Source organism: Rickettsia endosymbiont of Polydrusus tereticollis (assembly GCF_964026385.1).
Classification (GTDB): domain Bacteria; phylum Pseudomonadota; class Alphaproteobacteria; order Rickettsiales; family Rickettsiaceae; genus Rickettsia.
In genome coordinates this window covers 53,333-72,993 of record NZ_OZ032142.1, presented here as the reverse complement: position 1 = coordinate 72,993, position 19,661 = coordinate 53,333, and the positions used below count along the sequence as shown (strand labels likewise).

Below are 19,661 nucleotides of genomic sequence, written 5' to 3'. Positions count from 1 at the left end.
GGCTCATAATTTACCGTATTATGGTTATTACAAGTATGGTGTCATACCGTGGCTTGACCACGGTATCCAGAAAAAACTTTAATAAAAAGGCTGGATGCCGTGATCAGGTCACGGCATGACACCGTACGCTTTGCAAAAATTCGAACCATACAACAATGCTTCTTCACAATAACATAGTAAAAAATTTAACTTAAATATTCAAGATGACTAATAAAAATTTTATTTTAAAAGTAGCGTTTAGATATTTTAGAGCCAAGAAAAATGAAAAATTTGTTTCTATTATTGCCGGTTTTTCATTGCTTGGAGTAACTATCGGCGTTGCAGCTTTGATAGTGGTAATGTCGGTCATGAACGGCTTTCATACCGAGCTTACCAAAAATATTATCGGTCTAAACGGTGATATAGTGGTCAGCCCGACGGCAAGCGTTATCGATGATTATCAAGAAATTAAAACTAAGTTGCTTAAGCAGGATTACGTAAAACACGTAACTATCATGGCACACGGACAAGCTTTGGCACTTGGAAAAAAAAATAATAGCGGTGCACTTATCAAAGGTATTGATATAAAAGACTTAAAGGTTAAAAACGAAATCTTAAAAAATGTCAATTTCGGTAGTTTTAACAATTTTCACGGTAAAAACGTCATAGCTTTAGGGAGCCAGCTAGCAAGTAATCTCGGCGTTAATGTCGGCGATAAGCTTAAGCTAATTTCACCGAATGCGATTTCGACGGCTTTCGGTAGTATACCACGTTCGAAAGAGTTTAAAGTTATCGCTATTTTTACCAGCGGCATGTATGATTATGACAGTACAGCTATCTTGATGCCTCTAGAAGCCGCACAAAATTTTTTATCACTTGGCAATAATATTAACCTTATTGAGCTCAATACCGCACGCCCTGACCAATCTCTTCTCTATTCATATAAAGTGCAGCAATTACTAGGTAGCGACGTAAGAGTAACTAGCTGGCAAATATTACACATGCAATTTTTAAATGCACTAGCGGTTGAGCGGATAGCAATGTTCACCATTCTTTCCTTAATTATTACGGTTGCTGCTTTTAATATTATTTCTAGCTTATTTATGCTAGTTAAAGATAAAACTTCGGATATCGCAATATTGCGAACTATCGGTGCAAGTACTAAACAAATTATGATAATTTTTATTTGTAACGGTATGTTTATCGGTCTGCTCGGTACTATGCTCGGCGTAATACTCGGTACGGGATTTTCCTATAATATTCAAACTATTAAAACTTGTTTAGAAAAAATAACCGGTACTAAACTTTTTGAAGCTGCAATTTATTTTCTCTATACTCTACCTTCGGAAGTAAGAATAGAGGATATAGCATTAATTACTTCTTTATCGATAATATTATGCTTCTTGGCAACAATTTATCCTTCTTACAAAGCTTCTAAATTAAATCCTGTGGATGCCCTACGTTATGAGTAAAGCTGTTTTAATTTTAAAAGACATTTCAAAACAATATAAGCAAGGAAACACGCTTGTTAGAGTGCTAGACGATCTTAACCTGACCGTTAACGAAGGTGAATTAATTGCAATAATCGGCTCTTCCGGTAGCGGTAAATCGACTTTACTACATATTGCAGGTCTCCTTGATAAACCGACAAATGGAGAAGTCACTATACCGAATACGGATCAGAAACAAAACCATCTAATCCGGCTGTATCATTTAGGCTTTATTTATCAACAACACCATTTGCTTAAGGATTTTACCGCTCTTGAGAACATTATCTTACCGAAATTAATCGCCGGAGGTGATGAAGAAGAAGCAATAAAAGAAGCAGAAGAGATTTTACTTAGCCTTAGCTTAGTTAAAAAATCACATAATATGCCCGGAGAATTATCAGGCGGCGAGCAGCAGCGTGTTGCTATTGCTCGCAGCTTAATTAATAAACCTAAAATCATTTTAGCGGATGAACCCACAGGTAACCTTGATCCTAAAACTAGTAATGAAGTATTTAATTTGCTCCTTAAAGTTGCAAAAGAACAAAATACCGCTATTATTATGGTCACCCATAACCACGAAATAGCTTATAAAATGGATAAAGTATATGAGTTGAAGCATGGAACATTAAAAATAAAATAATATTATATTTTTTAGTCAACCGTTATAAAGACAAAGGTTAGTAATAAACCTTGATTTAAGTTTTAAAAATTATCATAATGGGGTAAATTATTTAATACTTTTTAAATAAGGTTAATACATGACTAAACAAAAAGAAAATGTTCCTATAATATTTACTCTTTCTTTAGGCGGTAAAGATGAAATATTACAAAGAGTAAATAAAAAAGAAGCTGAACAAAAAATATCCGTTATTGCACTTAAACCAAACAAAGAAAGCAATATATCTGATAAAGATCGAATTTTAAGAGAAATAATTGAAGAATCAGGGCGTCGAATGCCGATACTCAATATTCAACATCCTTCAAATGATCATTACCCTATATTTGATTTACAAGATTTAACAAATTTTGAAATTCTTGGCATAAAAACTTCTCTCACCTTTGGTAATTATAAACCGTTACTACAAAATCCGAAGTTAGAAAATATTTGGAAAGAGCTGTTAGCAAAAGTTGAGCATGTATTTTTTGCTAATGAGCAAGATCAAAATTATGCTATTTCTCACGGAGATATAGCTAGAGAGAAAACTACTAATATTCAAACTATATCAGACGCAAATAGCGTAATATCAAAAATTTTACAGAAACCGGTTAATATTTTAATTTCAGGGTCATTACCTGATAAAGCTAAATTAGACGAACTAGTAAAGACTGCTAAAAATCAAAATAGTCGGATAGTTATAAAGAGCAACCCGCTTTCAGTAGAAGGAGCTAGTAATGCCATAGCCCTCAAATTCGGCATTGAAAACCCGGAGCAATTATTCGGTATAAAATTAGAAGTTGAAGAAATTTTAAAAGATCAAACAAACGGTGCTAAGAACTTAGAAAAATACGTATCGCAATTATCTGAACAATTCCAAAAAGATTTAAGTAAAGCCGAAATAAATCCCGTGGATATATATTTTGATCTTTCGGATAAACAAAAAATTTCAAATATGGAGAAAGGTATGAGTCCTACTTTGCCGAGTAATAACGATCAATCACCTTCTAGTCTTGCAAATAAAAATATCCCGAATATAGCTCCTTTACAAGGTGCAATAAAGCCGGAAGCGGTAGAAGAATATAATCCACGATCTGTAAGCTTTTTTAGGAAAGTTTTTAATTATTTTAAAGAAATAGTCAGTACAATTAAAGAAATATTTGGCAAGAAGCAAGAAGAATCTAAAACAATGAATGCACAATTAACAACGCCTTCTAATAAAACCCCTTGGGAAGAAATAGGTATTACGCAAGAAGAATATACAAAATCCATACAAGCGGAACAACAATTAACAAAGTCGACTGAAGAAAGAAGAAGCAGTATTATTGCTCCTCCTATTTCATCTATTTCTATTGCTCCTAACTCTACACAAGACAAAGGTCTTCTTTTAGATATTAGTGCCGGTGATATTGATAACGTAAAAAAAGCTAATTACCTATATGAGGATTATCAAATTCAACATATTTTGAAAGGATCTTTGGATGAAAATAAAGTATCTATTCAACCCGCTATATCGTTAGCTTCAAATCCTAGTAGAGATGAAATAGTTACAGCAGTCTTGAATAATACTATTGCTCAGGTGAAGGCGGGGAAAGAAGCTGCCGTTATTCCTATTGAAACCGGCGGAGAACACTGGACGGGCTTAATAGCAACTTACAATAAAGAAAATGAGGAAGTAACGTTTACTTATAATGATCCTATAGGTACTCCTATAGAAAATAGACCCGAGTTACTAGATTTAATTAAGAAAGCGGCTCCAACAGCAATAATAGTAGATTTAGAAACTCCCCAACAAGAAAATGCACATGATTGCGGGGTATTTGTCTGCGATAATTTAATTAAACTCGCTAAAGGTCAAGAAATTCTTTCTACAGACAGAGCTAAAAATATGGGAATAGAATTAAGAAAAGCTCAAGCAGGAATATTAAGCCAAGAATTCGCAAAACAACAAGCTAAAGAAGTTGGCAATAATATGAACATGCAAGATTCAAGTTTTACCTCACGTATTAATACCGGTAGCAACAACAAAGAACGAACACGCGGATGATTAGGCAAGTTAACAGTGACGATAGCGTTGTTGTGTGGCTCGAAAAAAGTGCTATATGTCATTCTAGCTAAAGGCGGGAATCCAGAAAAAACACTTAAAATAAGCAAAATTATATAAAAATTTACTATATAATTCGCTTAAATATTCTCTGGATTCCCGCCTTCGCGGGAATGACACCAAAAATTCGACCCATCAACAATGCCGATCAAGGAACTAGAATGACACCGTACGCTTTGCAAAAATTTGAACCATGTAACAAGGTCAAGGCAAATAAGCTTCTACCCATCCTTCATGCCCACATAATAATAAAAAAACATTAGGTAAAAAATTTTATTACTAATATAATCTAAGTTCTATAAACAAATTTACATCTGTGTCAAAAAAATGACTACATTATTAGTAATCATTATTATTATAATGATGGGTATATCTGCACTCCTTGCCGCTACAGAAACTGCTATTACCGCCTCATCTCCGGGAAAAATTCAAAAGCTAAAAATAGAAGGTAACAAACGTGCAACACTCGTTTTGGAAGTCCTTAAAAAGAAAGAAAAAGTTATTGGGACTTTATTAATCGGTAATAGTTTAATTAATACCGTTTGCACCACTATTGCAACCTCATTATTTATTAGCTTTCTCGGGCATAGCGGCACAATAGTTGCCTCAGCCGTCATGGCTTTTATAATAATCGTTTTCGGTGAAGTAGTACCGAAAGCAATAGCGGTTGCTAAAGCCGAACAATTAGCATTATTTATGGCTCCGACTATTATAGTTTTTTTGAAAATCCTAAAGCCCATTAATGCCACCCTTGATTATATTATCAAAATATTTTGTTTCATATTTCGTATTAACTTAAAGTCCCAAATATCAGGTACCGAAGAAGTTAGAGGAGTGATTGAGCATTACCATCAGGAAGGCAATGTTTACAAGTCCGATCGTAATATGTTAGGAGGGATTTTAGATATCCGAAATATGGTGGTATCGGAAATTATGACGCATAGAAGTAATATTATAGCAATCAATATAGATTTACCGAATGAGGTAATAGTAAAAAATGCTTTAGCCTTAAGTTCCAATACCCGTGTACCTTTGTGGCAAGATAATAGGGACAATATAATCGGTATTCTGCACTTAAAGGATTTACTACGTGCTTTATATGACAATAACAATGACGCAAAAAAAATTAACATTAAGGAATTAGTAACTCCTCCTTGGTTTATTCCGGAAAATGCTTTAGTCGTCCACCAATTACATGCTTTTAGAGAACGCAACAACCATTTTGCTTGCGTCGTTGATGAGTATGGCGATCTGCAAGGTATTATTACGCTTGAGGATATTTTAGAAGAAATTGTCGGACCAATTACCGATGAGCATGACCGCCACAATAACGAAATTATTAAACAATCCGATTCAGAATTTATCATTAACGGCACTACGACCATCAGAGATATTAATAGAGAATTAGACTGGAATTTACCGGATAATAACGCAAATACTATCGCCGGCTTAATTATTCATAAAATTGCCCGTATTCCAAGCCAAGGCGAGGTAATTGAAATATTTAATTTAACTATTGTTATTAATAGAAAAATAGCCAACAAGATTGAGAGCGTAAAAATTACCGTTCTACCGGCAACCGAAGGAATAATTAACGGTGAGTGATATCGGTAATTTTTTTCAGATACTTGCAATGATTGCAAGCGGCATGGCGGTGGTTTTGTTTTTTTTGCGTGGTATTGCTGAAAAAATCAAAATTAATGATGTCATTCCCGCGAAGGCGGGAATCCAGAAATCCTTTAAACAACTCAATAGTGGAACTGCTTATATAATTCCACTCGTTTTAAGCTTTTTTCTGGATTCCCGCCTTCGCGGGAATGACATCAAAGCCTCCTTCTACCTTAGCGTTTTCAGCACTTTATTATCCTTCACCCTGCTAATTTATAGTTTTGTCATATCAGACTTCTCTTTGCAAACCGTTTTTTTAAACTCTAGCACGCTAAAACCCTTGCTATTTAAAATTGCCGGCAGCTGGTCAAGCCATGAAGGTTCAATTTTATTATGGTTATGTTTACTACAAATTATTAGCTGCTGTTATGTTTGCTTAATTAACAATAAACAAGACAAGCAGCTAGCCATTCTTATTTTATCGATATTACAATTACTATTCGGCAGTTTTATTTATTTCACTTCCAACCCGTTTAATGCTTTTTCATTTGCACCGACTCAAGGTTTAGGGTTAAACCCGATGCTGCAAGATATCGCACTTAGCATCCACCCCCCGATACTATATTTGGGATATGTTAGTTATGTAGTACCTTTTACCTGTGCGTGTATAATTTTATTACGCTCCATTACGTTATTTTCCGCTCCTTTGTCATTATCCTCTCTTTTGTCATTCTCTTCTCCTTTGTCATTCTCTTCTCCTTTGTCATTCCTGCGAAAGCAGGAATCCAGAAAAAAACACTCAAAATTAAGCCTGGGTTCCCGCCTTCGCAGGAATGACATAAAACTATTAAAAACTTTCGCCAATATCGGTATTTTATTTACGACTATCGGCATTGCCTTAGGTTCATGGTGGGCTTATAGAGAACTCGGTTGGGGTGGATTTTGGTTTTTTGATCCGGTCGAAAATATTTCGTTATTTCCGTGGTTATCAGCTATTGCTCTCCACCACTCAATTTTAGTGACGATAAAAACAGAACGAATGCAAAGCTGGACAATAATTTTATCGATTCTTACTTTTTTATTAGTAGTATTTAGCACCTTTTTAGTGCGTTCCGGTTTTATTACTTCTATCCATTCTTTTGCTTTTTCTCCAGAGAGAGGGATTTACCTACTGACTATATTTGTAATTATTGCGTTTAGCTCGATCGGATTAATGTCATACCGTGGCTTGACCACGGTATCCAGAGAATCCTTGATAAAAAGACTGGATACCGTGGTCAAGCCACGGTATGACATTAAAGAAAAAGGAATAACACTCGGCAATATCTGCTTTCTAACTAGCTTAGTCATACTAATATGTGCTACTCTTTATCCGGTAATTTACTCTTTATTTGATGACAAACCCGTTATTATTAATGAAGAATTTTTTGTTAATAATTTTATTATTTTCGTTATTCCAATTCTTTTTATTGCCGGCTTTTTTACTAGTAAAAGCTCTTTAAAAAAACATAGTTTGATTTTATTACTCTCTTTAGTAATATGCTATGCTATTTCTTTTAAAGTAAAATATGGTTTTATTTCGGCGGGAACTATAATATCTGCTGTTTTTTTGATGCTACATAATATTTATTCGCTACTTACTAAAACGGCATATTTGCGAAAAAGTTTAAAAGCCGGTAGTGCAGCAGTGATTTTAGGGCATTTCGGTTTTGCACTAATTGCTTTTAGTGTTACTATTAATTCATTATTACAAAGTGAAGTCGATTTTACGGGCAAGGTAGGAGAAACCAAAATACTTGGAGAATTTAAAGTTACTTTACAAAATATTAAATTTGCACAAGGAGAAAATTACTACCGACAAATTGCCGAATTCTGGCTTGAAGATAGAGAAGGGAAAATTACTATATTAAAACCGGAAAATAGATTTTATATAATTGAGAAAACTTTATCGCAGGAAAGTGATATTTATTCTTATTTAACATACGACCTTTACGCCGTTTTAAGTAATATAGATAATGATATAATTCATGCTAAAATATATTATAGACCCATGATGAGCTTCATCTGGCTTGGGGTGATTATCACCGCTAGCGGGTTTCTAATTGGGTTAGTTAATAGAAGAAAATTTAAATAATATTTGACTATTACCGGTGGCTATATGTTATAATATTAATTATTAACCGATAATATTATAAATATGTCTACTAACGTAGCTATTAGTGAATTTAAATCTCATTGCTCAGAGATACTTGAAGACCTACAAAAAACTCATCAATCTATAATTATTACTAAAAGAAACATACCTATTGCTAAATTAGAAGCCTTAAACGTACAACCTAAAGCTTCTAAGAAACCTAAAACTTCTATAGTAGGCATATTTAAAGGTCAAGGCAAAATAACAGGAGATATTATTAGTCCTATATGGGATACTGGAGATGAATGATCTTATTCTTCTTGATACTTTAATCACCAGAGAGGCATTGTTGCATGAATCGAATTTTTGATGTCATTCCCGCGAAGGCGGGAATCCAGACTTTTTTTGTCATGCTGAACTTGTTTCAGCATCTTTTTTAGTAGATCCTGAAATAAATTCAGGATGACTTAAAAATATTTTTTTCTGGATTCCCGCCTTCGCGGGAATGACATATAAAGTATAAATACATTATCAATGCAAAATAAATCACCAAACATAGATTTAATTACCGAACCCGAAGCAAAAGAGCTATTAAAAGAGCTAGCCTATAAAATAGCAGAGTATAATCATGCTTATTATATGGAAGATGCACCTTTAGTGTCGGATGCCGAGTATGATCAATTATTTAGCCTAAATCTAGCACTTGAACAAAAATTTCCTCACATAATTTTAGAAAACAGCCCAACCAAAAAAATAGGCAGTATAGTTCAAAGTAAATTTGCCAAGGTTAAACACGCTACGCCGATGTTATCGCTCGGCAATGCTTTTGACGAAAAGAATGTTAAAGACTTTATCGATAGAATAAAAAATTTTCTACGACTAGAAGAATTTACGCCTATTTTTTGTGAACCTAAAATAGACGGCTTATCTTTTGCAGTTACTTATGAAAACGGCATACTCGTAACAGGTGCAACAAGAGGTGATGGGTATATCGGCGAAGATATAACGGCTAATATTAAAACTATCAAAAATTTTCCTCATAAAATTGTAAATGCTCCTGCAAAATTGGAAGTGCGAGGAGAAATTTACATCGATAAAGCAGATTTTGCTATATTAAATGAGCAGCAAGAATTGCTAGGCAAAGATAAGTTTGCCAACCCACGCAACGCCGCTGCCGGCTCGCTTCGTCAACTTGATGCAGCTATTACTAAATCTAGACCGCTAAAATATTTTGTTTATGCAATAGGCGATAATAGTGCAAAGCTAGCAAGCTCACAAGATGAGTTGCTTACAAAGCTTAAAGAATTTGGCTTTATCGTCAATGAGTTCGGAAAGTTAGCTCGGTTAGAAGAGGAAATATTTGCTTTTTATGAATATTTAAAAGCAAAAAGGGAGCAATTACCCTACGAGATTGATGGAGTAGTTTACAAGTTAAATGATTTTTCTCTGCAAGATCGTATGGGCTTTATCGCCAGAAGCCCGAGATTCGCTATAGCTCACAAATTCCCTGCCATAATCGGACAAACAAAATTGCTATCCGTTACTATACAGGTCGGAAGAACAGGAACCTTAACGCCCGTAGCCGAACTAGAACCTATATCGATCGGCGGGGTTATGGTCGCCAGAGCAACTTTACATAATTATCAAGAGATTGCTCGAAAAGATATTAGGGTTGGGGATTATGTATTTTTGCAACGTGCCGGCGATGTGATCCCGCAAATTACCGGTGTCGATTTCACTAGGCGTCAAGAGGATAGTATAAAAATTGAGCCACCGCCATTTTGTCCTTCATGCAATTCTACGCTACATTATGACCTAGACGCAATAATTATCAGGTGTGACAATGGTTTGAATTGTCCTGCACAAAATTATGAACGAATCCGCCATTTTGTTTCAAAAAATGCTATGGATATTGACGGGCTTGGTAAAAAACAAGTAGAGTTTTTAATAGATAAAGGCTTAATCAAAAACCCATTCGATATTTTTTTCTTGAAAAATAAAAATGAAGAGAGCTTAACAAAACTTGAAAATATGGACGGATGGGGCAAAAAATCCGTCGAGAATCTTTTTACTAATATTGAAAAATCAAAGAATGTTAGCTTAGCAAGGTTTATATATTCTTTGGGTATCAGACATATCGGCGAGCAAAATGCCAAGCTACTAGCTCGAGAATTTCAAACTTATAATAACTTTATAACGCAAATGACCTCACTTGCCGAAGGTGATACGGATATCTATCAAAAGCTAAATAATTTAGAAGGTGTGGGCGATAAAATTTTAGTAGATATTATTGATTTTTTTGATGTTAAAGAAAATATTGACCTTATCCGTAAACTTGGCGAAGTGTTAACTATTGAAGATTATCAAGAGCATATTAAACAAAGCAATTTAAGCGGTAAAGTATTAGTATTTACCGGCTCACTGCCGACTCTTTCAAGAGCCGAAGCAAAAGCTCAAGCAGAGAAATTAGGTGCAAAAGTAACGGCTAGTGTCTCGGCTTCTACCGATTTAGTAATTGCAGGTGACGATGCCGGTAGTAAATTAAAAAAAGCTAAAGAGTTAAATATTAAAATTATCGACGAACAAGAATGGTTAGAGCTTACTACAAAATCTAATAATAAGGATGTCATTCCTGCGAAGGCAGGAATCCAGGCTAAAAAGCCTTAGCTTATAAGGCTTTTTTCTATATAATTGCAAGTTATATACTTTTAGTTTAATTTTTCTGGATTCCCGCCTTTAGCTAGAATGACATCAAAAATTCGAGCCATACAACAATGCCTACAGCGGTGAGCCATAACATTTGAAGTATCAAGGCAGACATTGCCCCATCACAATAACGATTTAGACCAATTCTTAAAATTAATCGAAATATCGTATGAATTATCGCCATATTTACCATGCAGGGAATTTTGCCGATGTCGTAAAGCATTTAATACTAATTGCAATCTTAGAGCAACTAAAGAAAAAAGAAAAACCTTTTGCAGTTTTGGATGGTTTTGCCGGAATCGGTATTTATGACCTTAATTTAGCAGCAGCTCAAAAAACTTCCGAGAGCATAACCGGCATAAAAAAATTACAGAGCTTTACGGAGTCTGTTGCCGACTTACCGCATATTTTACAAATCTTTTTAGATATAGTAAATACGATTTCTACAGACCATTACCCCGGTTCACCTTTAATAATTACTAAACTATTAAGACCGCACGATCGTTTAATTGCCTCTGAACTTCACCCGGCAGATTATTTAAGCTTAAAGAATTTATTAGGAGAAACCGCAAATATACATAATTTAGATGCCTATAAAGCCGTGAAAGCGTTTGTTCCTTTTAAAGAAAAAAGAGGTTTAATTTTTCTCGATCCACCTTTTGAAGTAAAAAATGAATTTGATAAGCTATTAGAAGTAATAACGGCAATAAAATCCCGTACACTTAATAACTGTGTTCTTATTTGGTATCCAATTAAAGATCGGACTTTGGTTCGGGATTTTTATCACAATTATAAGCTGATAGGTTTCAAAGAAACGCTTATTATTGAATATGAGCTTCTACATTCCGATAAAAATATGGTAAAATGTGGGTTGATGACAATTAACCCACCTAATATTAAAGGTGACATAATGCAATTAAGTGATTACCTAACTAATGCCTTAAATCTAAAATTCACTTATAATTATTTATAATGCGATTAAAGTATAAAAATTATCTATTGCTATTAATTGTATTTTTTATTCAAGGATGCAATTGCTTTAATTTATCTCTAGATAAAACTTTACTTGCTACTACTACCCGTGAATTAGAAAAAAAATATAAAATAAATCATGCCGAATTAGTCGTGCAGTATGACCTTGCTAATAACGCCGGTAAGACAAAATGTTTATATGCTAAAAATCTAGTGGTAATAATTAATAATCCTAATCAAAATAAAATTTTCTTACAAAAATTTCACAATAGAAAGCCACAAGAGTTTAATCAAGCTGCCGGTACGAAAATAGTCATGATCAAGGATTTATTATCGCAATTACAGATAAAATATAAATTCCTCTCTAGTGCTGAAGCTCGTTACTTTGCAAAAAGCTATAATATCACCGCTCAAAAAAATAATATATCCGAACTTTTAAAAATTGATAAAATAATTAGTTCTATACCTTTGATGACACCGGAATACGAGGCAAAAGTTACCAGCCATTACGGTCCCCGCAAAAGCCCTCATAAAAAGAAAAGAAAGAAAAATTGTTTTCATAGAGGTATTGATTTACAAGCTAAAAAATCGTCATCGGTCTATGCAGCGGCAAGCGGAGTCGTTACTAAAGTCGCAAGAGTTCGTGACTACGGCAATTTTATAGAAATTAAGCACTTTCGTAAAATTACCACTAAATATGCCCATCTAAAGGAAATACATATTAAAGAGGGATGCCGCATAACAAGAGGGCAGCTTATCGGAATCCAAGGCAGAAGCGGCAATGCGACGGGCGAACATTTACATTTTGAAATTTTATTAGATAATAAGCCTATTAACCCGTTTGATTTTATATCACATTGCTATAAATGTTAGAGTCTGTTAAAATGTCGTATTATTGCGGGAATAGTTAAAACAACCGATGATTAAGCTTTTATATCCTAAATTCTGGCAAAGTAGAAATATTATTGCTTATCTATTATGGTCATTTAGCCTTATATATTTATTTATAAGTTCTTTAAGGAAATTTTTTGCACAGACCGTTATTTTTCCTGCTAAGGTAATCTGCGTCGGTAATATTAGTGTCGGGGGGACGGGTAAAACGCAAATAGTTATTCACTTAGCAAAATTATTATCGGCACAAAATATAAAATTTGTTATTATTACTAAAGCTTACGGCAGCAGCCTTGTTACGGCAACTATAGTAAGAAAGCACCATACTGCTATAGAGGTGGGGGATGAATCATTAATATTATCCGAGTACGGCACGGTTATTGCTACCAAGAAAATTCAGCAAATCATTCCTTTAATTAATGACATTAAACCTAGTGTAATCATAGTTGATGATTTCTTACAAAATCCTAATTTTCACAAGGATTGTACTATTTTAGCAGTTGACGCTCATAGACTTTTCGGTAACGGCTTTTTAATTCCGGCGGGACCTTTGCGGGAATATCCAGAGAAAGCTCTAGCAACTGCTGATTTAATTATGGCAATAAGTGCTGAAAATTGGAAGCTACCTAATATTTTAACGCCTTATGCTGCTATAGTGCAAGCGAAAATTATCCTCTTAAAAAAAATAGACAAAACAAAAAATTACTTTGCCTTTAGCGGTATCGGCAATCCGGAGCGTTTTTTTCTCACTCTAAAAAATTATGATTTAACGCTAGCCGGATGTCAAATTTTTCCTGATCATTATAATTATTCGAAGAAAGATTTAGAAAATTTGCTTGCAAACGCAAAAAAACATAACGCCGTGCTTATCACTACCAGAAAAGATTACGTTAAGCTTTCATCTTTGAAGGATCCAGATACTGAAATAATTTGTTGCGATGTGGAGCTATCTATTGATAAGCCGGAAAAATTAACTAATTTAATTTATGCAAAAATTTTTAAAAAATATTAGATATTTATTTGAATATTTTGTTGTTATTACGGCAATGAAAATATTAAGCCTATTCGGTATTGATCGAGCCGGAAATATCTGTAGCTTTATAGCCAGAAAAATCGGCATATTACTTGCCGTTAATAAAATTGCTCGAAAAAATATTCATGCTGTTTTTGGAGATAGTCTTGATATCGAGAATATTATCGATCAAACTTGGGATAATTTCGGTCGTTTTATCGGTGAATTCCCATATATTAGCACTATGTCCGAACAAGAATTATTGCAAAGAATTGAAATAATCGGCACAGAAAATATAGATGAATTTAGAAAAGCCGGACAACCGTTTTTATTATTTACCGGTCATTTTGCCAATTGGGATATTGCACTTAAACTTATCCATAAATTTTACCCTAAATTTTCTATAATATACCGTAAAGCTAACAATCCGTATGTTAATCGGTTAATTAATGAAATTCGCAGTAGCGATAAATTAAAGTTGATTCCAAAAGGAGCAGAAGGAAGCAGAGGTTTAATTAATGCGATAAAGCAAGGCGATGCTATTGCTATGCTTGTCGATCAAAAAATGAATGACGGTATAGAAGTGCCGTTTCTAGGAACTCCTGCCATGACTCCGCACGCCATTGCTAAAATTGCTCTGCAATTTAAATATCCGATTATACCGTGTCAGATAGTCCGAACACGGGGTAGTCATTTTAAAGCAATAATTCATCCCCCCCTTATGTTTCAGCAAACAGGTGATGATAAAGTTGATTACTATAATATAATGCTAAATATTAATCAAATTTTGGGAGAATGGGTTAAACAAAACCCCGGACAATGGTTTTGGTTTCACAATAGATGGAAAAAGTGATTATAGTTTTGTAAAAGAAGAATTTTGCAAGACCCTTTGAAAGCCCGATAGGAACTGGTGGAATCAGGGGGCCTCGAACCCCCGACCTCTTGGCTGCCAGCCAAGCACTCTACCAACTGAGCTATGACCCCGATTATGGATAGTATTGTTATGTGGATAAGGTTTAAAGCATGTTCTATGCATTCTTGTAAGGCTTCCGAAATCGTCATGGCGAGACGCCTCTTGGCGTCGTGGCCATCCAGTTTTTGTCATGCTGAACAAGTTTTGTGCATCTCGTATAGTAGATCCTGAAATAAATTCAGGATGACTATTATTTTCCTGGATTGCCACAGCCACTTCGTGGCTTCGCAATGACGTTTGGTGTGTTTATACTATAATTATAAAGTTGAATCCATAAATTTCTTAAATATATTGCTTTTTTCTAATATATTTATTTCTTCGATACACCAAGGAGTAAAATTTGGCAAAGATTCTTTTAAATAAACTAAAAAATCGTTCCATTGAAATAATTTTATTTCTTCAACTTCATCTTTATTTATTCTTATATCATCATTTGACAAAGCTAAATAAATTGGACATATTTCATTCTCTATAATATTATTTAAGGCAAATTTGTAACGATAACTATCTATAAAATATAATTTTTGTAAGGTCATACCTAATTCAAACTTACCGTGTCTATACACCCCATCTTCATATGTTTCGTTAAGCCTCGGGTGACCGCAAAAACTATTTGACCAGAATGCCGGCCAAGTTTTTTTATTGGGGTTTCTTTTTTGTATTAACAATTCTTTTTTATTATTAAAAAGAAAAACTGAAAAACCTCTATGTAACGGCGTAGCAGAATTATGAACAGTAGCTTTGTCCTCTATCCCTAGCACATTATCTTGTTCATCAACTAATACAACGTGATTATGCTTTGGCATTATATTATTCATCTTTCTTTTGCGGTATTTCTTTGTTAATATATTCTTTCATTAATGCATGATATTTATGTTTTACTTTTTTTAAAGTGTAATCTCCGTCATAATGACCGTCCATACTAATAACCTTTTGCAAATAAAAGTTTAATTGTTCTATATCTTCGTTTAATATATTATCATCGTTGTTTATAATATAAGAAATCGTTTGTTTTTGAAAATTAGTAAAATAAGACTTTATTTCATAGATTTTTTTCATAATTATAGGAATATCTTTTGGCTTTATTACTAATAACGTTACTAATATAATTACTATTAAAGACATTAAATTAATTTTTTATGTTTATATTTAGGATTTATAAGGTTTTGTCCGGTTGCTTGCAACATATACTCATGATAATCCTGGTAATTTCCTTCAAACCAAGTAGCATCGCCTTCTTTATCATAAGCAATAATGTGCGTAGCTATCCTATCTAAAAACCAACGGTCATGGCTAATTACTAAAACACAGCCGGCAAAATCTAAAATAGCATCTTCCAAAGCTCTTAAAGTATCAAGATCAAGATCATTTGAAGGTTCATCAAGAAGTATAACATTCGCTCCTTCTTTTAACAATTTTGCTATATGTACTCTATTACGCTCTCCTCCGGAAAGCTGACCAACCTTTTTTTGTTGATCACCGCCTTTAAAATTAAAAGCTGCACAATAAGCTCTACTTTTTACTATTCTACTACCAAGTTGTAACTCGTCTAATCCTTCGGAAATTTCTTCCCATACGGTTTTGTTGTCGTTAAGGTGATCTCGAGACTGATCAACATAACCTAATTTAACTGTCTGACCGAGTTTAATAGAACCGTTGTCCGATGCTAATTTTCCGGTAATAATATTAAATAAAGTTGATTTACCTGCTCCGTTCGGACCAACTATACCGACAATTGCGCCACGTGGAACTTTAAAACTGAAATCTGATAATAATATTTTATCACCGAATTTTTTAGCTATATGGTCAGCTTCTATAACCAAATCTCCAAGACGCGGACCGTTTGGTATAATAATTTGAGCCGTACCGTTTCCTTGTTCTTGTTGTTTAGTTAGTAATTCTTGGTAAGCGGTAATACGTGCTTTGCTTTTTGATTGTCTAGCTTTTGGCGTTTGACGTATCCACTCCAGCTCTCGATTAAGTTGTTTTTTCCTATCGTCTTCCTCTTTACTTTCTAGAGCGAGTTTTTTTTGTTTTTGTTCAAGCCAACTAGTGTAATTGGATTGCCAAGGCACACAATTTCCTCGATCAATTTCTAATATCCATTCCGTGACATTGTCCAAAAAATAACGATCGTGGGTAATAATTACCACGGTACCTTTATAATTTTTTAAGTAGTTTTCAAGCCAAGAAACTGATTCTGCGTCTAAATGGTTTGTCGGCTCATCAAGTAAAAGCATATCCGGTTTTTCTAAAAGCAATTTGCATAACGCAACTCTTCTTTTTTCACCGCCGGAAATTTTTTCAACATTAGCTTCTTTTGCCGGACAACGTAACGCTAGCATAGCAATATCTATTTCACGCTCTAAATTCCATGCATCACAAGCATCTATTTTTTCTTGTAAATCTGCTTGCCTAGTAAGCAACTCATTCATTTGCTCATCGGTCATTTCGTTAGCAAATTTATTACTTATTTCATTAAATTCATCAATAAGTATTTTCTTCTCATTTAACCCTTCCATAATATTATCAAAAACATTTTTATTAGGATTAAGATGAGGCTCTTGAGGCAAATAACCTACTTTTATACCATTGGCAGGAGACGCCTTACCGTCAAATTCTTTATCAATTCCTGCCATGATTTTCAGCAGGGTAGATTTACCGGCACCGTTTGGACCTATTATGCCAATTTTAGCCCCGGGTAAAAATGATAAACGTGTTTCTTTTAAAATTTGTTTACCGTTGACGGTTTTACTTAAACCATCCATTTTATAAACATATTGATATGACATAGATTATTAGTTCCTTATATTATTATTTAACACCGATTAAAATGTCTAATATTGTATTTTTAGGGTTTATTGCTCGCTGATAGTAAATTTCAAAACCCGTATGATAATTTGTTATTCTACAAATGATTTTTCATTTCATATCCTAACTTAACTTTAATAAAATTGTGTCTAGTTCTTCTAGGTTATTATAATGAAATATTAATCTCCCGCCTATTGAATAATTTTCTATTGTTACCTTTATATTAAACCTTTCCGATAATGTTTTTGCGAGTAATTGTAAATCATTACTTTTATCACCTTCTTTTAAAAAACGCTTTCCAACCCGATAATCATCATCCGGTGATTTTACATATTCATCTTTAGACCATTTTCTAACTATTTCTTCAGTTTGACGGACATTAAGGTCGTGTTCTACTATATGCTCAGCTATTACTTCCGCATGCTCATGATTTACTAAACACCTAGCATGCCCCATGCTTAATACTCCTTCATTTACTTTATCTTTAATTGACTGCGGTAATTTATTTAACCTTAAAAGATTTGCTATATGACTTCGACTTTTACTAAGCTTTTCAGCCAACATTTCTGTTGTATAATTAAAATTTTCTACTAAATGCTTAAACCCCTCAGCTTCCTCTATAACAGATAACTCTGCTCTCTGTATATTTTCGATTAAAGATATCTCCATACTTTCTTTATCGTCTAAGTTTTTTATAATTACCGGTACGTCAATAATTTTTGCTAGTTTACATGCTCGCCAACGTCGTTCGCCGGCTATAATTTTATAATCTTGATTAATAATAATAGGCTGTAATAAACCGTTATTTGCTATAGAGTCAGCTAATTCTTTTATTTTATCATATTCAAAATTTTTCCTTGGTTGATTCTCGTTCGGTTTAATTTTATCAATATTTACAATTTGAATTATTTCATCTTTTGCACTTGGTACAACTTCTTCACCAAGTAATGACGATAATCCTCTCCCTAATCCTTTATTTTTCATTGTGCCTTCCTAAAATTTCTTTTGTAAGCTGCATATAAGCAATAGCTCCTGAACATTTATGGTCATAAATAATCGCCGGCTGACCGTATGACGGTGCTTCAGATAATTTAATATTCCTAGGAATAACTGTTTTAAATACTAGCTTCCCTAAATATTTCCTTACATCTGCCTCCACCTGTTCAGTTAAGCGATTGCGTCTATCATACATGGTAAATAATATGCCGGCAATTTTTATTTTAGGGTTTAATTTTTTTTCTACAATTTCAATTGTCTTTAGTAAATGGCTGAGCCCCTCTAACGAATAAAAGTCACATTGCATCGGGATCAATACCTCATCCGCAGCTACCAAAGCATTTATCGTAAGCAAATTAAGCGATGGAGGACAATCTATAATAATATAATCATAATAAGCTTTTGACTCTTCAAGCAAATTTACTAATAAATATTCTCTATCTTTCATATTCATCAAATCTAATTCTGCAGCCGATAAATTAGCATTCGAAGTAACTATATTTAAATTTGGAATGTTTGTAGACATTATTGCATTTTCTAATTTAATCGAACCGATTAATACTTGATAAATAGTATTTTTTCTCTCTCGTTGATTAATACCAAAACCGGTACTGCTATTTCCTTGAGGGTCAATATCTACCACTAAAATTTTTTTTTCCATAGCAGCAAAAGCGGTTGCTAAATTTACTGTAGTAGTAGTTTTAGCGACTCCGCCTTTTTGATTTACTATAGAAATTATTTTTACGGTCATGTAATCTTCACTAAATTACGAATTTCTAATACTTTACCTTCCTCAGACGTAATACTTTTATGTACAGAATAATCAAATGACCAATTTTTTTTGGTCTCTTCTAATTCTGCATGGTAATTTTTCCCTTTTAATAGCAAAAATTTCTCTTTTATCGTAATATTTTTAGTATAGCTAAATATCATCCCCAACGAAGCAAAAGCTCTACACACTAATATATTACAATCAAACTCAGATTTTTCCACTCTTTGGTTGATTACCTTAACATTATTATCTGATATGTTTGATGCTTTTTCTAAAAATACACATTTTCTAATATCCGATTCTATTAAAATCACCGATTTTATCCCTGCTATTGATAATACCATACCGGGAAAACCCGCTCCCGCACCTACATCAATTAAACATATATCCTTATTATCAATATATTGTAATAATTGTAAAGAATCGATTACATGACGCAACCAAAAATCTCCAACACTATTATGCGATACAAGGTTAATAGTATTATTCCATTTTAATACTAATCCTTGATATTCCTTTAGTTTCTCAATTATTTCACGTGGAATAAAATCATAATTT

18 protein-coding genes and 1 tRNA gene are annotated in these 19,661 nt (G+C 33.6%); 12 read left to right on the top strand and 7 right to left on the bottom strand.

Going from position 1 to position 19,661, the window contains the following annotated elements; genetic code table 11:
• Positions 1-203: 203 nt before the first annotated feature.
• The 12 genes from AAGD48_RS00320 (at position 204) to AAGD48_RS00265 (ending at position 14,404) form a co-directional block, all read left to right on the top strand.
• The gene (locus AAGD48_RS00320; protein ID WP_341789998.1) at positions 204-1,451 is read left to right on the top strand and encodes a lipoprotein-releasing ABC transporter permease subunit; all 1,248 of its coding nucleotides are present in this window, start codon (positions 204-206) and stop codon (positions 1,449-1,451) included.
• Positions 1,444-2,109, top strand: a complete 666-nt coding sequence (locus AAGD48_RS00315) for an ABC transporter ATP-binding protein (RefSeq protein ID WP_341789997.1) — start codon at positions 1,444-1,446, stop codon at positions 2,107-2,109. Before AAGD48_RS00320 ends, AAGD48_RS00315 begins: the two co-directional genes overlap by 8 nt.
• Positions 2,110-2,227: 118 nt before the next feature.
• Positions 2,228-4,171: a Ulp1 family isopeptidase gene (locus AAGD48_RS00310; RefSeq protein ID WP_341789996.1), complete on the top strand. Its 1,944-nt coding sequence runs from the start codon at positions 2,228-2,230 to the stop codon at positions 4,169-4,171.
• A gap of 170 nt (positions 4,172-4,341) precedes the next feature.
• The gene (locus AAGD48_RS00305) at positions 4,342-4,491 is read left to right on the top strand and encodes a hypothetical protein (RefSeq protein WP_341789995.1); all 150 of its coding nucleotides are present in this window, start codon (positions 4,342-4,344) and stop codon (positions 4,489-4,491) included.
• 64 nt (positions 4,492-4,555) lie between these two features.
• Positions 4,556-5,833, top strand: coding sequence for an HlyC/CorC family transporter (locus AAGD48_RS00300; protein ID WP_341789994.1), 1,278 nt, complete (start codon positions 4,556-4,558; stop codon positions 5,831-5,833).
• A 64-nt stretch (positions 5,834-5,897) separates the two neighbouring features.
• Positions 5,898-7,970, top strand: coding sequence for a heme lyase CcmF/NrfE family subunit (locus tag AAGD48_RS00295; protein WP_341790800.1), 2,073 nt, complete (start codon positions 5,898-5,900; stop codon positions 7,968-7,970).
• 63 nt (positions 7,971-8,033) lie between these two features.
• Positions 8,034-8,279, top strand: a complete 246-nt coding sequence (locus AAGD48_RS00290; RefSeq protein ID WP_341789993.1) for a type II toxin-antitoxin system prevent-host-death family antitoxin — start codon at positions 8,034-8,036, stop codon at positions 8,277-8,279.
• A 225-nt stretch (positions 8,280-8,504) separates the two neighbouring features.
• Positions 8,505-10,637, top strand: a complete 2,133-nt coding sequence (gene ligA, locus AAGD48_RS00285; protein ID WP_341789992.1) for an NAD-dependent DNA ligase LigA — start codon at positions 8,505-8,507, stop codon at positions 10,635-10,637.
• Positions 10,638-10,845: 208 nt separating this feature from the next.
• Entirely contained in the window at positions 10,846-11,649 is an 804-nt protein-coding gene (gene rlmJ, locus AAGD48_RS00280) for a 23S rRNA (adenine(2030)-N(6))-methyltransferase RlmJ (RefSeq protein WP_341789991.1), read from the top strand.
• Positions 11,649-12,521 (top strand): M23 family metallopeptidase, encoded by an 873-nt coding sequence (locus tag AAGD48_RS00275; RefSeq protein ID WP_341789990.1) that lies wholly within the window; start codon positions 11,649-11,651, stop codon positions 12,519-12,521. The genes rlmJ and AAGD48_RS00275 overlap by 1 nt, the downstream gene beginning before the upstream one ends.
• Positions 12,522-12,567: 46 nt before the next feature.
• Positions 12,568-13,551 (top strand): tetraacyldisaccharide 4'-kinase, encoded by a 984-nt coding sequence (lpxK, locus tag AAGD48_RS00270; RefSeq protein ID WP_341789989.1) that lies wholly within the window; start codon positions 12,568-12,570, stop codon positions 13,549-13,551.
• Positions 13,526-14,404 (top strand): lipid A biosynthesis lauroyl acyltransferase, encoded by an 879-nt coding sequence (locus tag AAGD48_RS00265; RefSeq protein WP_341789988.1) that lies wholly within the window; start codon positions 13,526-13,528, stop codon positions 14,402-14,404. The genes lpxK and AAGD48_RS00265 overlap by 26 nt, the downstream gene beginning before the upstream one ends.
• Before the next feature lie 55 nt (positions 14,405-14,459).
• On the opposite strand, the gene AAGD48_RS00260 is transcribed toward AAGD48_RS00265, so the two are convergent.
• From AAGD48_RS00260 to rsmG, 7 genes are all read right to left on the bottom strand, one after another.
• Positions 14,460-14,535, bottom strand: a tRNA-Ala gene (locus AAGD48_RS00260).
• Positions 14,536-14,781: 246 nt separating this feature from the next.
• Positions 14,782-15,330, bottom strand: a complete 549-nt coding sequence (idi, locus tag AAGD48_RS00255) for an isopentenyl-diphosphate Delta-isomerase (RefSeq protein ID WP_341789987.1) — start codon at positions 15,328-15,330, stop codon at positions 14,782-14,784.
• Positions 15,331-15,334: 4 nt separating this feature from the next.
• The gene (locus AAGD48_RS00250) at positions 15,335-15,649 is read right to left on the bottom strand and encodes a DUF2672 domain-containing protein (RefSeq protein WP_341789986.1); all 315 of its coding nucleotides are present in this window, start codon (positions 15,647-15,649) and stop codon (positions 15,335-15,337) included.
• Positions 15,649-17,316 carry an energy-dependent translational throttle protein EttA gene (gene ettA, locus AAGD48_RS00245; protein WP_341789985.1) on the bottom strand — a complete coding sequence of 556 codons (1,668 nt, stop codon included), beginning with the start codon at positions 17,314-17,316 and terminating at the stop codon, positions 15,649-15,651. Before ettA ends, AAGD48_RS00250 begins: the two co-directional genes overlap by 1 nt.
• Before the next feature lie 142 nt (positions 17,317-17,458).
• The gene (locus AAGD48_RS00240) at positions 17,459-18,319 is read right to left on the bottom strand and encodes a ParB/RepB/Spo0J family partition protein (RefSeq protein ID WP_341789984.1); all 861 of its coding nucleotides are present in this window, start codon (positions 18,317-18,319) and stop codon (positions 17,459-17,461) included.
• Positions 18,309-19,082 carry a ParA family protein gene (locus tag AAGD48_RS00235; RefSeq protein WP_341789983.1) on the bottom strand — a complete coding sequence of 258 codons (774 nt, stop codon included), beginning with the start codon at positions 19,080-19,082 and terminating at the stop codon, positions 18,309-18,311. The genes AAGD48_RS00240 and AAGD48_RS00235 overlap by 11 nt, the downstream gene beginning before the upstream one ends.
• Positions 19,079-19,648 carry a 16S rRNA (guanine(527)-N(7))-methyltransferase RsmG gene (gene rsmG, locus AAGD48_RS00230; protein ID WP_341790799.1) on the bottom strand — a complete coding sequence of 190 codons (570 nt, stop codon included), beginning with the start codon at positions 19,646-19,648 and terminating at the stop codon, positions 19,079-19,081. Before rsmG ends, AAGD48_RS00235 begins: the two co-directional genes overlap by 4 nt.
• Positions 19,649-19,661 lie beyond the last annotated feature (13 nt).

Excerpts from the sequence above, each read along its gene's own strand:
- AAGD48_RS00300 (WP_341789994.1), top strand. The coding sequence starts at position 4,556 with ATGACTACATTATTAGTAATCATTATTATTATAATGATGGGTATATCT.
- AAGD48_RS00310 (WP_341789996.1), top strand. The coding sequence starts at position 2,228 with ATGACTAAACAAAAAGAAAATGTTCCTATAATATTTACTCTTTCTTTA.
- AAGD48_RS00305 (WP_341789995.1), top strand. The coding sequence starts at position 4,342 with ATGACACCAAAAATTCGACCCATCAACAATGCCGATCAAGGAACTAGA.
- AAGD48_RS00320 (WP_341789998.1), top strand. The coding sequence starts at position 204 with ATGACTAATAAAAATTTTATTTTAAAAGTAGCGTTTAGATATTTTAGA.
- ettA (WP_341789985.1), bottom strand. The coding sequence starts at position 17,316 with ATGTCATATCAATATGTTTATAAAATGGATGGTTTAAGTAAAACCGTC.
- AAGD48_RS00240 (WP_341789984.1), bottom strand. The coding sequence starts at position 18,319 with ATGAAAAATAAAGGATTAGGGAGAGGATTATCGTCATTACTTGGTGAA.
- AAGD48_RS00315 (WP_341789997.1), top strand. The coding sequence starts at position 1,444 with ATGAGTAAAGCTGTTTTAATTTTAAAAGACATTTCAAAACAATATAAG.
- AAGD48_RS00275 (WP_341789990.1), top strand. The coding sequence starts at position 11,649 with ATGCGATTAAAGTATAAAAATTATCTATTGCTATTAATTGTATTTTTT.
- AAGD48_RS00290 (WP_341789993.1), top strand. The coding sequence starts at position 8,034 with ATGTCTACTAACGTAGCTATTAGTGAATTTAAATCTCATTGCTCAGAG.
- AAGD48_RS00250 (WP_341789986.1), bottom strand. The coding sequence starts at position 15,649 with ATGTCTTTAATAGTAATTATATTAGTAACGTTATTAGTAATAAAGCCA.
- lpxK (WP_341789989.1), top strand. The coding sequence starts at position 12,568 with ATGATTAAGCTTTTATATCCTAAATTCTGGCAAAGTAGAAATATTATT.
- rlmJ (WP_341789991.1), top strand. The coding sequence starts at position 10,846 with ATGAATTATCGCCATATTTACCATGCAGGGAATTTTGCCGATGTCGTA.
- AAGD48_RS00265 (WP_341789988.1), top strand. The coding sequence starts at position 13,526 with ATGCAAAAATTTTTAAAAAATATTAGATATTTATTTGAATATTTTGTT.
- ligA (WP_341789992.1), top strand. The coding sequence starts at position 8,505 with ATGCAAAATAAATCACCAAACATAGATTTAATTACCGAACCCGAAGCA.
- idi (WP_341789987.1), bottom strand. The coding sequence starts at position 15,330 with ATGCCAAAGCATAATCACGTTGTATTAGTTGATGAACAAGATAATGTG.
- AAGD48_RS00235 (WP_341789983.1), bottom strand. The coding sequence starts at position 19,082 with ATGACCGTAAAAATAATTTCTATAGTAAATCAAAAAGGCGGAGTCGCT.